This window comes from Vibrio pacinii DSM 19139, assembly GCF_000711795.1.
GTDB classification, from domain to species: Bacteria; Pseudomonadota; Gammaproteobacteria; order Enterobacterales; family Vibrionaceae; genus Vibrio; species Vibrio pacinii.
In genome coordinates, this window is sequence record NZ_JONH01000005.1 from 133201 (window position 1) to 146587 (window position 13387).

General features: G+C 43.6%; 13 protein-coding genes. 12 read left to right on the top strand and 1 reads right to left on the bottom strand.

Annotation, left to right across the window (positions count from 1 at the left end; genetic code table 11):
• Positions 1 to 176: 176 nt before the first annotated feature.
• A complete protein-coding gene (locus BS19_RS05010) occupies positions 177 to 1190 on the top strand; it encodes an AraC family transcriptional regulator (protein WP_038173978.1) in 1014 nt (337 codons plus the stop codon).
• Positions 1191 to 1404: 214 nt separating this feature from the next.
• On the opposite strand, the gene BS19_RS05015 is transcribed toward BS19_RS05010, so the two are convergent.
• Positions 1405 to 1974 (bottom strand): outer membrane protein, encoded by a 570-nt coding sequence (locus tag BS19_RS05015; RefSeq protein ID WP_038173756.1) that lies wholly within the window; start codon positions 1972 to 1974, stop codon positions 1405 to 1407.
• 217 nt (positions 1975 to 2191) lie between these two features.
• On the opposite strand from BS19_RS05015, the gene BS19_RS05020 reads away from it, so the two are divergent.
• The 11 genes from BS19_RS05020 (at position 2192) to BS19_RS05075 (ending at position 13377) form a co-directional block, all read left to right on the top strand.
• Positions 2192 to 2854: a DUF4386 family protein gene (locus tag BS19_RS05020; protein ID WP_038173757.1), complete on the top strand. Its 663-nt coding sequence runs from the start codon at positions 2192 to 2194 to the stop codon at positions 2852 to 2854.
• Between the two features lie 229 nt (positions 2855 to 3083).
• Positions 3084 to 4103 (top strand): alpha/beta fold hydrolase, encoded by a 1020-nt coding sequence (locus BS19_RS05025; protein WP_051686502.1) that lies wholly within the window; start codon positions 3084 to 3086, stop codon positions 4101 to 4103.
• Between the two features lie 3 nt (positions 4104 to 4106).
• Positions 4107 to 4301, top strand: a complete 195-nt coding sequence (locus BS19_RS05030) for a hypothetical protein (RefSeq protein WP_038173758.1) — start codon at positions 4107 to 4109, stop codon at positions 4299 to 4301.
• 142 nt (positions 4302 to 4443) lie between these two features.
• Positions 4444 to 5331, top strand: coding sequence for a chemotaxis protein (locus tag BS19_RS05035; protein WP_157631136.1), 888 nt, complete (start codon positions 4444 to 4446; stop codon positions 5329 to 5331).
• Positions 5332 to 5482: 151 nt separating this feature from the next.
• Positions 5483 to 6499 (top strand): HDOD domain-containing protein, encoded by a 1017-nt coding sequence (locus BS19_RS05040; protein ID WP_245609257.1) that lies wholly within the window; start codon positions 5483 to 5485, stop codon positions 6497 to 6499.
• A gap of 179 nt (positions 6500 to 6678) precedes the next feature.
• On the top strand, positions 6679 to 8319 hold the full coding sequence (locus BS19_RS05045; RefSeq protein ID WP_038173759.1) for an EAL domain-containing protein: 1641 nt from the start codon (positions 6679 to 6681) through the stop codon (positions 8317 to 8319).
• Positions 8320 to 8337: 18 nt separating this feature from the next.
• The gene (locus BS19_RS05050) at positions 8338 to 8694 is read left to right on the top strand and encodes a hypothetical protein (RefSeq protein ID WP_038173761.1); all 357 of its coding nucleotides are present in this window, start codon (positions 8338 to 8340) and stop codon (positions 8692 to 8694) included.
• A 473-nt stretch (positions 8695 to 9167) separates the two neighbouring features.
• Positions 9168 to 11075, top strand: a complete 1908-nt coding sequence (locus BS19_RS05060; RefSeq protein WP_038173764.1) for a methyl-accepting chemotaxis protein — start codon at positions 9168 to 9170, stop codon at positions 11073 to 11075.
• A 665-nt stretch (positions 11076 to 11740) separates the two neighbouring features.
• Positions 11741 to 12307, top strand: a complete 567-nt coding sequence (locus BS19_RS05065) for a TetR/AcrR family transcriptional regulator (protein ID WP_038173765.1) — start codon at positions 11741 to 11743, stop codon at positions 12305 to 12307.
• An 89-nt stretch (positions 12308 to 12396) separates the two neighbouring features.
• The gene (locus tag BS19_RS05070; protein WP_038173766.1) at positions 12397 to 12792 is read left to right on the top strand and encodes a nuclear transport factor 2 family protein; all 396 of its coding nucleotides are present in this window, start codon (positions 12397 to 12399) and stop codon (positions 12790 to 12792) included.
• A 48-nt stretch (positions 12793 to 12840) separates the two neighbouring features.
• A complete protein-coding gene (locus BS19_RS05075) occupies positions 12841 to 13377 on the top strand; it encodes a nuclear transport factor 2 family protein (protein WP_038173767.1) in 537 nt (178 codons plus the stop codon).
• The last annotated feature ends 10 nt before the right edge of the window (positions 13378 to 13387 follow it).

Here is a 13387-nt window from a genome sequence, read left to right on the forward strand (position 1 = left end):
AGAAGGGTGAAGGCCTTTAAACGTCTATGCTCACAAGCATTTTTATCGATGGGGTTACACCTTTGTATAGCCCTGGTAAATGTTTCTGGTAATCTAGATTGAATGTAAAGGCAAAGTAAGTTGGGAGTCCACCCTAATATGAGCCGGAAATTTTTGGAAAAGAAGGATGTTTGAAGTTGTCAAAAACTGATAATAGTAACCATGTTTCTGTAGCTGCGGCTCTTGACCTTGTTGATGAACTTAACACGGTTAATTTGGAATATAAGGAAGTGAGGTTACAACAGCTGTTAAAGAAGTTCTCTACCCTTGATTTGATCGATCGTTTACCAATCGCTGACTATTTCTACCTTTGGGATGTGATTCGCAAGAATCACACTATTCCTGAGATCGGACTCACTCTCGGGCAAAAGATCAATCCAAGCTCTAAAGGAGTACTAGCTAGCTGGGTTAGTCAAACAAGTTCTCTAGCTGAAGCAGTAGATACCTTCATTGAGAACACTTCTCTAATGAACACTGCAGAACAATGGCAAGTGGATATGAATGGGTTCACTTGCACCTTGAAGCTGACTATTCATAAATGTGATGATTACCCTACGATAGCCGTCGAAAGAAGTATGAGCGCAATGGTTGCTTGGGCTAACTTGTTAAGCGGGAACAAGGTCAAGATATCAAGGGCAAATTTTACTTTTGATGCTCCGGACTACAAGAGTAAGCTCGTACCAATATTTGGAAAGAATATAATCTTTTCATCCGATGTCAATTCACTAGAGTTTCCTTCTACCCTCTTAGAGGAACCAATTCAAACGAGCAGTATGTTCCTTAAAAGTATCGCAGAACAAAAAGCTAAGGAGGTATTAGTAACTATTCGAGGCAGTTCAATTATCAAGGACAAGACAAAGGCTTTAGTCGTTGATTGTTTGAACAATGGTCAAACCCCCTCTATAAATGTGATAGCTAAGCAACAGCACATGAGCAGACAAACACTCTATCGAAGACTTAAAGAAGAAGGATCGAATTTCAAAAAAATTGTTGACCAAGTCCGTAGCGAAAGAGTTCGAAGCTTGATCAGTTCTGGGCAGCATAGTATTACCGAACTATGTTTTGGCCTCGGATTTAAAGAGCCATCAAGCTTTTACAAAGCGTTTAAAAGGTGGTTTGGAGTTACACCAGCACAGTACATCAATGATTAGCTAGATAATTTGTCACTTGCAACACCCAGACTGTAAAACTGGCTCAATAGTTATAGTACTTGCTCATCAAACCGTATGATCATATCTACAAGTTGAGTAACAATTGTATAAATAGCTGAGTCCATATCTAGCTAAAAGGCGTCTAGGACATCAGTGGCGATTCATACCAGTTAAGTTGTTATAGATTTCAATCTAGCTAGATTAAGCAACTTTATTAAAAATGGTATCCGAGCGTCGCTCCCCATCCAAAGCCACCAGCGTCTCTCTTTTCACCGCTCAGCTCCACATCAACACTTGAGTAACGAGCGTCAAGACCCATAGACCACTGGCTGTAAAAGTGAAAGTCGATACCACCCCCAACCCAATAGCCAGTGCCAGTACCGTCATGGGTAGTTTTGGTTCCCGAGTTGATTTCCTCTAGTTCGACCGCTACGAAGCTGACACCACTACCCAAATAGGATGTAAATACATTTGATGTAATTTGGGGCTGATATCTTAGACCGATGTTCATTTCACCTATTGCTGATTCTGTTGTTTTACCAGCTACTTTGTTTTCATAGCTATTGCCATGAAGGTCAAATGCTATACCGAATGGCAGGGCTGCAGGTTGAAAAGTCGAAAGGACAGCAAACGTGTGCATTGAGTTATTTTTGCCCCAGTTTGATTCTAATGTTTTATTACCAACCATTACCTTTATAGAAGTTTGACTATTTGTTGCATTTACAACACCACTAGGTAACAGCACTAAACCAATCGTAGTAATTAAGATGGGGTTCTTCTTCATGTTAAGTCCTTAATTTGTCGTTCTTTATAAGCATGATTCTGTTGATGGAAGTATGTAGTAGAGGGTCAATCTATCAAACAATGATAACTGCAATGATGTCTACCGGTGACAATTTATTGTCCTTTGGTTTCAGTTCATTTAACTAGCTTGTGTTCAACGCTTATGGTTTAGTATCGTCATAGCGTATGTGGTGTTAGTAGTTGAAGGGAAAGCATAAATGGATAGATTTCAAAAATTTGTAGGTGCTGCAGCTTGGATTGAGGCACTCATTTATGTCTTTGCCTTTGTATACTTTGGTGCTTTTTGGGCATATCCCCCGGAGGGTAGTGCATCAGAAAAAATGACCTATTTAGCAGAAAATCAATTTTCTTTTTCAATGATGTATTTTCTCATGTATGTCGTATTTGGCGTTTTTCTATCCGTACTTGTCGTGGGATTATTTGAAAAACTAGAATCGACAAATGATCCACTTGTTAAAATCGGTTCAGTCTTCGGCTTTGTTTGGGTTGTTCTGGTCATTGCAAGTGGCATGTTGGCGAATATTGGGCTTGTACATGCTGTTGAGCTAATGGACCAATCCGCAGAGAAAGCTTTCGATATGTGGAGAGTGGTTACAGTAATAATAGAAAGTCTTGGAGGAGGAAACGAACTCGTTGGAGGACTTTGGGTTCTGTTACTTAGCCTAGCAGCTTTAAAGGCGACAGTATTTCCACGAGGGCTCAATTACCTTGGCATATCTGTAGGGTGTGCTGGAATCTCGACAATATACCCTGCCGAAGTCTTAAATGAAATTTTTGGTATCACTCAGGTTCTATGGTTTTTCTGGTTAGGTGTGTCCATGTTAGGTCAGCACTCCACCAGTAAATTAGCCGACAGTTAACGCGTGTGGTGATTCATCGCAGGCTGAACGCTAATGGAATTGAATGAACTTTATGAACGTGTGACAGTTCGGTGATGTTAAGTCATAGGGTGAAGAATTTAATTGTTTGCTTTTAAAATAAATTTAATAATTTCAATGCCTTAAGTGTTCTTTCAAGTTGCACTAAGAAAGAGAACAGAGACTAATAGAGTCCTATCTTTACCAACGGGCCTTATTTTAGAGAGAGTATATGTCTGCAGAAATTTTATTCATTAGACTACAGGTGTTTGTTTTTACATTGGTATTGCTATTGGTTCAGGCTCTTGTCTTCCCTATTAACGCGTTTGCCAGTCAATCAGATGATGGTGAAAGCCGTTTTTTCTCACTCAAAGAAATTCAGCTTTCTGAAAAAAAGGAATTAGCGCCTTTGGATTTTATATCGTCAAGCGATGGTGTGCCACTCGCCTTTAGAACTTACCGTTCCAAAAATACTAAAGCTATTCTGATTTTCTATCACGGTGCAGGAGCACATAGTGGGCTTCTATATAATCATATCGGAGTAGGGTTGAGAGACGAGTTTCAAATGACGGTATACATGCCTGATATCAGAGGGCATGGGAGCTCGGGTGGCGCGAGAGGAGATGCGCCCAGTGAAAACCAAGTTTGGCATGATATTACAACAATGATTAATCATATTAGGACTTTACATCCGGCTACACCTATTTTCTTAGGTGGTCATTCAGCGGGTGCGGGACTGGTACTGAATTACTCGAATTGGGAGCCGCGGCACGCCGTAGCAGGTTATGCTCTTGTCGCACCATACTTGGGTTTTCGTTCAAAAACAAACCGTGAACCTGACGATGAAGAGTATAGTTTTTCAGAGGTAAATGTAGCTAAATTTGTAGTTAACTCAATAACTAAAGGTCTGCTTTTTGGCCATTCAAAAGCTGTGGAATTTAACTTTCCCGAAGACATTCTCGAGAAAAATCCAGAAATAGTGACTTTTAATACAGTGGTAATGTCCAACGCTGTAACCCCAAATTCTCCAGATATCCAATTGCATCAATTGAAACGATTCGGACTTTGGATTGGCTCTGAGGACGAAGCTTTTGATCCGGATAAGGTCATAGCGTTTGTTGATAATAATACTCATAAACATGCAGATGTAGAAATCGGTGTGCTTGATGGGGAGAAACATTTCTCTATTGTTCTCAAAGCAGCAGATTTCATAGGCTCATGGGTGTCGCAATTACTCGAACAGGATATTTAGTGAGTGTGTTCAAAATTAATCGCGACAGCGGCAGAAGAGCAATCAGTCGTGGCTTCCCAAATTAATGAGTCTGTTTCAGACCTCAATGTGTTAGCTGGACAAACGCAGAAAGGCTCTTCTGAAAATAGAGAGTTAGCAAGTCAACTGAAAGGTAGCGCTGAGCGCTTGGAGCAGCAAGTCAGTCAATTTAAGTTCTAACACAACGCCTTTGAAGCCCGTATAGAGCTCAGTGATTCGTTTTTTTCCTGAGCTCTGTTCGGCAGTGAGCACACTCTGTATCATTATAACCAAGGATGAAGTTATCTTGACCATCTTATCAGAACAGCCCCAAGGCGCGCTGATGTTTCGTTTACACGCGCGCTCTACACGGTTTGCGCTTGGTACGATTAAAATTAAAGAAATCGTGCCTTATCAAAGACCCACGGTACTTCCAGCCTGCCACAAAGACGTAGTGGGAGCGGCCACGATTCGAGGTACGAGTATGCCCATCATTGATCTGTCCGCAGTCATGGGAGGGCAGGCGGTTCCGGTTGAAGAGAGAGACTCTCAGACACTGATTGTGGCTGATTGCATGCGTATATTAGTGGCGCTCATGGTGCATCAGGTTGAGCATATCGTGCCCTGTGATTGGAAATCTGTTACACCATTGCCAGACACGCTAGGACAAGAAACTTTTATATTGGGTACGACGCGTTATGAGGAGCAACTGGTGCAGTTGCTTGATATCGAGCAGGTGTTGGTGGACATTTTTCCGGCACAGACCGACGAAGCAGGGGTAAGACTTTCTCAAGAAGAAATCGCTCTCCTGCAACAAGTGTCGGTCATGGTGGTTGATGACTCCAGTATTGCTCGCAAGCTTATTTCCGAATTGTTAGACCGTTTTGGTGTGTCGTATCAAACCTTTGAGAATGCCGATGAAGCCTTGTCTGTGCTGAGGGAGCGTTCTGCCTCTCGTTCTGCATTCCATGTGTTAGTGAGTGACATAGAAATGCCGAAAATGGATGGGTATGAGTTGGTGTTTGCGGTCAACGATGACCCCAACACTCGAGCACTGTACACCATTTTACACACGTCTTTGTCCAGTGAGATGAGCCAAGAGCGTGCGAAGCAAGTCGGTGCTAACGAAGCGTTGTCAAAATTCAATGCGAGAGATTTGATGAACGCTTTGCTACGAGGAGCGAAAGAAAGCGCTGGCTTATCATCAAAACTAAAAGACCCTTTAACGTGATGCGAGATGTGGACGCTTGATAATGCAGACAATCAATAAATCGTCATATAAAGGGTCTTGCTCACTTAAAGGTCGAGCGGCCATAGTGACCGGGCGTCGTTATAGTGATGAAGCAAACACAATAGCAGAAAAGGTGGCACAAGCGACCAGGATGAGGCACGCCAAGTGGCTAGTGAATCGTCAGTTTGTACTAGACCAGAGTAATGTCGATGCCTCACTGAGTGAGCAAGCACGGTATTGCGAGAGTGTCATAAACGATGAGCGTGAGAGAGTGACGCGCAATCAACGTCTGCTACTTCAATGTGAGCGCGATAGAGTGAAAGACAAGTTACGCCAGCAAGAGGCTAGGCAACGTATTCATGCCGGTGTAGTGGATGACATACTGGCCGAAACCGAAAGCTCGATGAGTACGCAGCTGTTAGGCATGTCGCCGGTTCAGCTATTTGGTCGCTTTCCCGACTTTGCCTACTTCGCATCAACGGCATACTCCCCTTCTTTAAGTGTGAGTAAGCTATCTGTGTTGACGACGAATGATGCCTCATTAAATAGTGAAGTATTGTCTCTGATGGCGAATGCGAAGTTTCTTGAGCGGATTAAGCGCCGTCCGATGCCCCTGCAAGATGCAAAAGTCGCTATCGGCGCCTTAGGGCTGGATAACTGTATTCGTCTTTTCCCCATATTGATGAGTAAGCCTCTTTTAAAGTGGCAAGAGCCCGTGACAAAAAACATCGCTCCAAAGCTTTGGCAATATATGATGGTTACTGCCAACGCCACCTGTCAGCGGCTTCGAGCCGCCGGGTGGCGTACCCCTGAGCAAGGTCTGTTGCTTGGTGTCCTATTGTCGCTGGGCGCATTTTCGGTGGTTAACCAATACCCTCGTTTTTTTGAAGAAGCACTGATGACCAAAATGCAACAATACCGTGAGTCGAATGCGCGAGATAAGTATTACGCGTGTGCGGATGTCGCTCTCGATGTCAGCCGGCTACCTCATATATTGGCGTCCTTAGCCATCCCGTTGACAAAACATATTGTCAAAACGCTGCACTGGACGATGGCCACGCAGCCTCTCAAAGTCGCTTTGGAAGAAGAGTTAAGATCAGGTGCCCGTGCTCGAACGCAGCTTATTAGGTGTCGCTCTGGCGCAAGGTCATGCATTTTCTATCTATGAAGCATTAGAAAGTAGTGGCGTGTTTATTGAAAAACATAAACCCTTTTGGTTTGCCAATGTGCAGTTGTCAGCCAATGACCTATCAACATTGACCAATGCCCATCTTGGGCGACTTGAATTGTTGTCATGACGACATGGAGAAATGAAGGGGACGTTCCTTCTTATTAAAGGAAAACAATATGGACAAGCAGGCTTTACCCCAAGCGTTACTCAGCCTTTTTGACACGGCAAGTGAAGGTTTGTGGTTTATGAGTGATGACAATGTCGTTCAGTTCTACAACAACTCCTTCTACCAACAGTTCGCACTCTCGACAGATTATTCAACGTTGGATGATTGGCTCGCACTTGTTCACCCTGAAGACCGAGAGCGATTAGCGCAAGAAGTGGATGGCCATCAAAAAGAGCAAAGCTCGACACGTGTCAAAACCCGCTACCGGGTAAAAAACACCTCAGGCCGTTATCTATGGATTGAAGCCACGGGGGTGAGAGTGGAGTATCAAGGTGGCTTTGCCATGGTCGGCTCTCACAAAAACGTGTCAGAAGAAGTGTTCCTGAATCAGTATCTCACGCATATGGCTAACCATGACAGTGAGACGGGACTACTGAATCGGCACCAGTTTTTACAAAATGCGCCAAAGTTGAATAAAAACGGCTGGATTCTTGTGTGCTGCTTAACTCAACTGCAGCGGTTTCAACGACGAGTGGGGTATGATGCGACGGGCCAGCTTTCTTCAACTCTGGTGTCGACCCTAGATGATGTCTTGAACTTAAGGTACGGGTTGTATCGAATCAGTGCAGATGTCTTTGTGGTGACGATGGAGCAAGAGTTGGATGATGAGAAGGCGTATTCATTAATGAGTCAAATCGAAGCGGTGTTTCAGCAGGGGCGAATGTGCAGTACAACGCTGACCAGTCGACTCGGTCTTGGAGCACTCCCCGTCAGTGATTTGGATGTCACCCACCCTTTAGAGCAAATCTTTAATCTTTCTGAGTACACGCGATTGGTATGCTCCCCGGTCACCTATACGGGGCAGTCACAACGTGACATTGACCGACACTTTGCCATACAAGACGCATTAGAAGCGGCCATTGATACACACCAAATTGTGATAGCGTTGCAGCCAATAGTCGAAGCATCGACAGGGGACCTGATAAGTTTTGAAGCGTTAGCTCGGTGGGAGCACCCTGAGTTGGGCTCGATTTCACCCGCAGAGTTCATTCCTATCGCCGAGCGGTTAGGACATATACATGCGTTGGGCTTGTTAGTTCTAGAGCACGCGTGCCAATATTTGGTGATGTTTGACTCCACACACAATGCGAGACCTTTAGTCAATGTAAATGTGTCGGCGCATCAATTATTGAAGGCGAGTTTTGTTGATGATGTGTGTGAGATTGTCGCTCGATTTGGTGTTTCCCCTAGTCGTATTGTGCTCGAAGTGACCGAGTCCTACCTACTTGATGAAGACCCTACCATTACAACAACACTTAATGAGCTGCATATCCACGACTTCAAGTTGTCCATCGATGATTTTGGAGCAGGAATGAGTGCGATTACAAGCTTATTTAAGCTTCCGTTGTATCAGGTTAAATTGGATAAAGCGTTGATTCACGAAGCGATGCGACGTGATGCCTGCCTAAAGCTCATCACTCACTTGTGTGAGTTTGGTCGTACACACAATATCAGTCTAGTTGCGGAAGGCGTAGAGACATCGGCGATGTTTAATACATTAACCGGGGTAGGTGTACCTTACCTTCAGGGATATTGTCTTTACAAACCTTGCTCGCCTGAAGTGTGGTTGGAAAAGCGCGCGCTGGTTTAAGATTTAGGGAGAATACGAATGTTAAATTACACCTGCAAGTTATGTACTTTTGAATCAACGGTTGATGTACAAGAAACGGTTCCGTTTCAGATTGAGCATGGAGTATGCGAGTTTTGTATGGATGATGTCCACCACACGTTAAAAGCGAGTCATCAGTTCAACAAAGTTGAGCTTCATTTGAGAATCAATTTGCGTAAGCTCAGGTACAACTTACAGCGAGTGACACGCTATGACAAAGAAGTGAGTTCGGTGCTTGATATCGTTCAATCAGAGGTGAGCGCCATTGAGCATGAGTTGGGAGAGTTGATATCAGACTATCCTTCGATAGCTGAAGTGTTATCGGAATATCGAAGTTTATTATGTGTGTATAAATAGAGAGCAGGTAGCAACACATGGTCATTGCGGAGTTTAGTTTTATTCATTGTGGCTATTCAGGCTCATTGAGTGTGAGCGACCAAAATTTAATCAGAAGAATACAAGAGCATATCAACCAGGGGAGGCGTCGAGAGCTGTTTGGGATGCTTATCGTACTTTTACTTGGAGAGTCTGCGGGGGGAAATGTGGTTATAAATGTCAACTCTACTTTAATCGAGCTGAAAGAGCTTTATGAACTGAGCGATAGTTCGGTCAAGTTAAGTAATGGGGTGAACCTGCGAATTGTATAAAACCAAACGTTCAGTGGTTATTAATCATGGGGCAGACATTACCATTCAAGATTAAGTCGATGTTATGCGGCTAGTAAGACACGTACATATAGCCTTGATTCAATGTGTTTTCAACACTGCGTAGCACAATTAGGAACACTTATTTAGCGGTTTTTTATTAGGTACGATTAGGACGAACGAATTATGAAAAAAGGACTTTTTGGGTTTAAAGGGATACTGCTGAGCGCCATGGCTTGTTTGCTAACAACGGCCCTTATTGTAAGCGCTTGGATTGGCTATAATGAAACTCGCGAAATCGTCGTGGAAAATGTGGAGCGTTATTTTACTGACTATACACGACAACAAGCGATGGCTGCAGAGAGCTATTTCGGACAGAAAACACGCAGTATCAATAAAGTGGCGAAGCATTATAAGGCTCAGCCTTTTCCTGAAAACTATATTGAGCAGACTAAGTTACTCGCTAATGCCATGGACATAGACAGTGTTGTGATATCACTTGACAATGGTGATGCGTACTGGAATCAAACAGCCGATACATGGCCAAACCACAAATATAATGGCGATGTTACGACACGTGAGTGGTACCAACTGGCTCAAGGAAAATCACAGGTCTCTGTAACCGAACCGTATGTTGCTTCTGATGGTGTGATCTGGATTAGTTTTGTTGAAAAAACATTCAATGGCACGGTTTCTTCTGACTTGACACTGGATTTTCTAAACCAGATCGTCAATAGAGTGAGTGATATACCTGGCGCGGTTGCTGTTATGATGGATAGTGAGACGACAATACTTGCTTCATCTTCACCCGTCATTAAAAATGGCGAAAAGGCAAGGGACCTGAATGGGTTCCGGGATACTGCGCTGAATGCTGTCAGAATGCCTTCCGGTGTTCAGTCTTACGAACTGGATGGTCAAAAGAAGCTGTTCTTTTCTCACAGATTCCAAGTGGCGGATAAAACATGGTACCTAGGTGTAGGGGTTGATGAAGCAATTGCATTTCAAGAGTTAGGAGAGTTGGAAAACCGCCTTACTCTCAGTGTCGCGATTAGTGTCCTGTCTGCACTCGTTGTTATGTCACTACTCTTCCATCGCTTATACCAACCCGTCCTAGCTCTTAGGGATGTCGTAGAGGGGCTCGCCAAGGGGAATGGCGATTTAACCAATCGGATCCCAGTAACGTCAAGCGATGACCTTGGACGGATAGCCGTTGGTATCAATGAGTTTATCGCGCAGTTGCAGACAATGTTCCTAGAGGTTAAAACCTTGTCCAAGGAACTTGAAAGTCGCATTGGTACCCTTGCAACTCAATCCCAACAGAGTGCTCTGCGCCTCACAGAGCACGCTTCCGAAACCGAGCAAATTGCTGCAGCAATTGAAGAGATGAACTCCACCGCGGAAACGGTTGCTCAGAGTGCTGCGACAACTGCGCAACTGACACAGAAAGCAGAAGACTTGGGGCGTGACGCTTCTCAGAGTATTGACCAGTCCAAAACAAACATGAATTCATTGCGTCGAGAGGTTGATGTGGCCGTCGGACGTGTAGAAGAGATGAATGGTAAATCACAAGGTATCCACTCTATTTTAACGGTCATCAGTGATATTGCTGAGCAGACAAATCTGCTTGCCTTGAATGCGGCGATCGAAGCGGCTCGTGCGGGTGAGCAAGGACGGGGATTTGCGGTTGTAGCGGATGAAGTTAGAAATCTCGCGGGACGAACAAAATCCAGTACAGAGGAAATTGAGCAGGCGTTAAATGAGCTGTTAAGCAGCAGTCATCTAATGGTGGATTCAATGGAAAGTACCAAAGTGTGTTGCCAAGAAGCTGACTCTAGCGCTAATGCCTTGGAAACGAATGTTTCCCATGTTGCAGAGTTGGTCACACACATTAATGACGCCAGCATGCAAATAGCAACATCGGCTGAAGAGCAGAGCAGCGTTACACAGGAAATTGGTCGTAACATCACCCAAATTAACGATATTGTGAATGCACTAAAATTATCGGGCGTTGAAATTGAAGAGGAAACACTCAGACTAGTAGAAGTTAATCAGCAATTGAGCGGGTTGATGGCGAAGTTTAAAGTTGAGCAGTAGAAGGTGTAAATCTTAGTAGTCGAAGAGGAGTCGATAGACTTGAAGAGAGTCGTACTGACGTATGGGGATGCGCCAAGAGCTGTTTTTGATGCTGGTTGTGCTTTTACTCGGAGACTTTGCGCATAGAAGTTTGGGTTGAGAGGCTGACTTAACTTTTATGGGTGTTGAAAGAGCGGATAAGTTGGTAGTCGATGCTGCGAGAAACGACATCGACTAACACAACAATGCGGATTGTAGGTATCAACCCTACAATCCGCTATTGCCTGTTATTTGCGTTTTTCTAGATAACATATATCTGAAGGTGGATGCGATGTGGGAGTGAGAACGGGCATTAGAACAACCGCTCTCTTATAGCAATTTTTTGCCCCTTTCCAATTTAACGCAATGACTCAGTGGCAGATCGTGCCACTGGAATCACATACTTTTTCTCATGTTTGGCAGCGTAGAAGTGGTGAAAGGAATCTCCCAAATTCGTGCATGTACTTCGTATTGACGCTGTAACTTTCATTTGTATGGTTATGCAATTTCGCTGTAGCGTTGTGTGCTCGATTATTAACCACAACACTCTATTCAAAAAACCATTGACACCTTACTTACTAGTAAGTATTGTTCATCAAACAACAGGGCTCTTGCGCCGACCACAATAAAAGAACATGTAAAGTTATATGAGTAGTAGAAAACAGCAAGTATTAGATGTTGCAGCAGAACTTTTGCAATCAAGAGTGTTCAGTGCCTTTAGTTATCAGGACATTGCAGATCAACTAAGTATTTCTAAAGCTGCAATTCATAGTCATTACCGCACCAAAGAACAATTAGGGAACGCTCTGTTAGATAGCTACCTTGATGCAACCAAGCAAGTGCAGGCTATTGCAGATAATGCTGGCTCCAGTGCGTGGCAGAAGTTTGATGCTTATATCGATACGATGGCTTCGCGAACGATAAACTCAGGCCAAGTCTGTATGGCAAGTGTTCTTAGGTTGGAACATAACGTTATCTCCCCTGCTATGCAAAAAGGGGTAGAAAAAGTATATGAGCTTGATAAAGACTGGTTAGAAAAGGTACTTATACAAGGCCTTGAGAATGGCGAAATGAGTTTCAAAGGATCTGCTCGAAGTCAGGCTTCCTTGATCGTGATTGCAATTCAGGGCGCACTTATAAATGCCCGAGCTGAAGGAGAAGGTGCTTTTTTCGATACGATTGAACAGATTAGATGCAACATGATGCCAGATTAAGGTTTCATAGTTGAAAACAGACCTGTATCTATGCAGGTCATTTTTTTAAGCTAATAGCTTACCTACTAGTAAGTTGTATGGAGAGGGTTATGAACAAATACAGTACTAGCGCAGAAGAACTCATGGAGTTAGAGCGTGAATCTTATCGACGCAATGTCACCAGAGATATCGAATGGATGAAGAAGATCCACGCAAAGAATGCCCTTCTATTTAATCCTGGTTCGGAAGTTAAAAATGCACATGAGTTCTTTTCAGAAAGACTTAAATCTGTTTCTACGGAAGTTGTTTCTGAGAATGCACCCAAGTTCTCTTGGGAGCCTACGTATTCTGAGGTAAGCAGTTCCAATGACATGGGCTGGGTGCACGGAGTGATCACAATTGAATACCCTGATGGGCACAAGGAGTTTGGTAAATATGTTTCCGTTTGGATTCGGGAGGATGATGAGTGGAAAGTTACAGCAGAAATAAGAAATTCAGATAGTTAAATCAATTTATCGAAAATAATGTAAGCAATATTTACATAGGATCAAGTAATGAAATCACTAAGTCAAATCATCTTGTCTGGAGTAATGTTAGCTGTATCTCTTGTCCCTTTCATTGCGTCAGCAAAAGACTGGACAGACCCAGCTAATCAGACCAATGAGCCGTGTGTTGTCAACGGTGTAGAGAACTTTAGAAGCCCAATGTTTGTGGATACTGATGCGACAGCTGAAATTATGCAACTTGAAAGAGATCTATGCTGGATGGTGGCAAAAAAAGAGCTAGATAAGCTAGCTAGTTACCTCGACAAGGATGGTCTTTTGTTCCTTGATAGAGGGAATATCTTGTATGGTCGAGACCAGCAGATGGCCCTGTTTACTCAACTGTTACAAATCGAAGGCTTATTGTTTGCCTGGGAACCTATCGAGGCACATGTTAGCGCGTCTAATGACATGGCATGGGCGTTTGGTCTAGTAAAGCTTCAGATGCCAGGTGAAGAGATGCAAGTTGCTAAATATACTTCTATCTGGGAAAAAACTGATGGCAAGTGGCTAAATGTTTCAGAGATGCGTAATCCATTTAGGCGTTAACAGTTGAACC

Coding starts and splice junctions, on each gene's coding strand:
- BS19_RS05015 (WP_038173756.1), bottom strand. CDS start 1,974: ATGAAGAAGAACCCCATCTTAATTACTACGATTGGTTTAGTGCTGTTA.
- BS19_RS05020 (WP_038173757.1), top strand. CDS start 2,192: ATGGATAGATTTCAAAAATTTGTAGGTGCTGCAGCTTGGATTGAGGCA.
- BS19_RS05025 (WP_051686502.1), top strand. CDS start 3,084: ATGTCTGCAGAAATTTTATTCATTAGACTACAGGTGTTTGTTTTTACA.
- BS19_RS05035 (WP_157631136.1), top strand. CDS start 4,444: ATGTTTCGTTTACACGCGCGCTCTACACGGTTTGCGCTTGGTACGATT.
- BS19_RS05040 (WP_245609257.1), top strand. CDS start 5,483: ATGAGGCACGCCAAGTGGCTAGTGAATCGTCAGTTTGTACTAGACCAG.
- BS19_RS05045 (WP_038173759.1), top strand. CDS start 6,679: ATGGACAAGCAGGCTTTACCCCAAGCGTTACTCAGCCTTTTTGACACG.
- BS19_RS05050 (WP_038173761.1), top strand. CDS start 8,338: ATGTTAAATTACACCTGCAAGTTATGTACTTTTGAATCAACGGTTGAT.
- BS19_RS05060 (WP_038173764.1), top strand. CDS start 9,168: ATGAAAAAAGGACTTTTTGGGTTTAAAGGGATACTGCTGAGCGCCATG.
- BS19_RS05065 (WP_038173765.1), top strand. CDS start 11,741: ATGAGTAGTAGAAAACAGCAAGTATTAGATGTTGCAGCAGAACTTTTG.
- BS19_RS05070 (WP_038173766.1), top strand. CDS start 12,397: ATGAACAAATACAGTACTAGCGCAGAAGAACTCATGGAGTTAGAGCGT.
- BS19_RS05075 (WP_038173767.1), top strand. CDS start 12,841: ATGAAATCACTAAGTCAAATCATCTTGTCTGGAGTAATGTTAGCTGTA.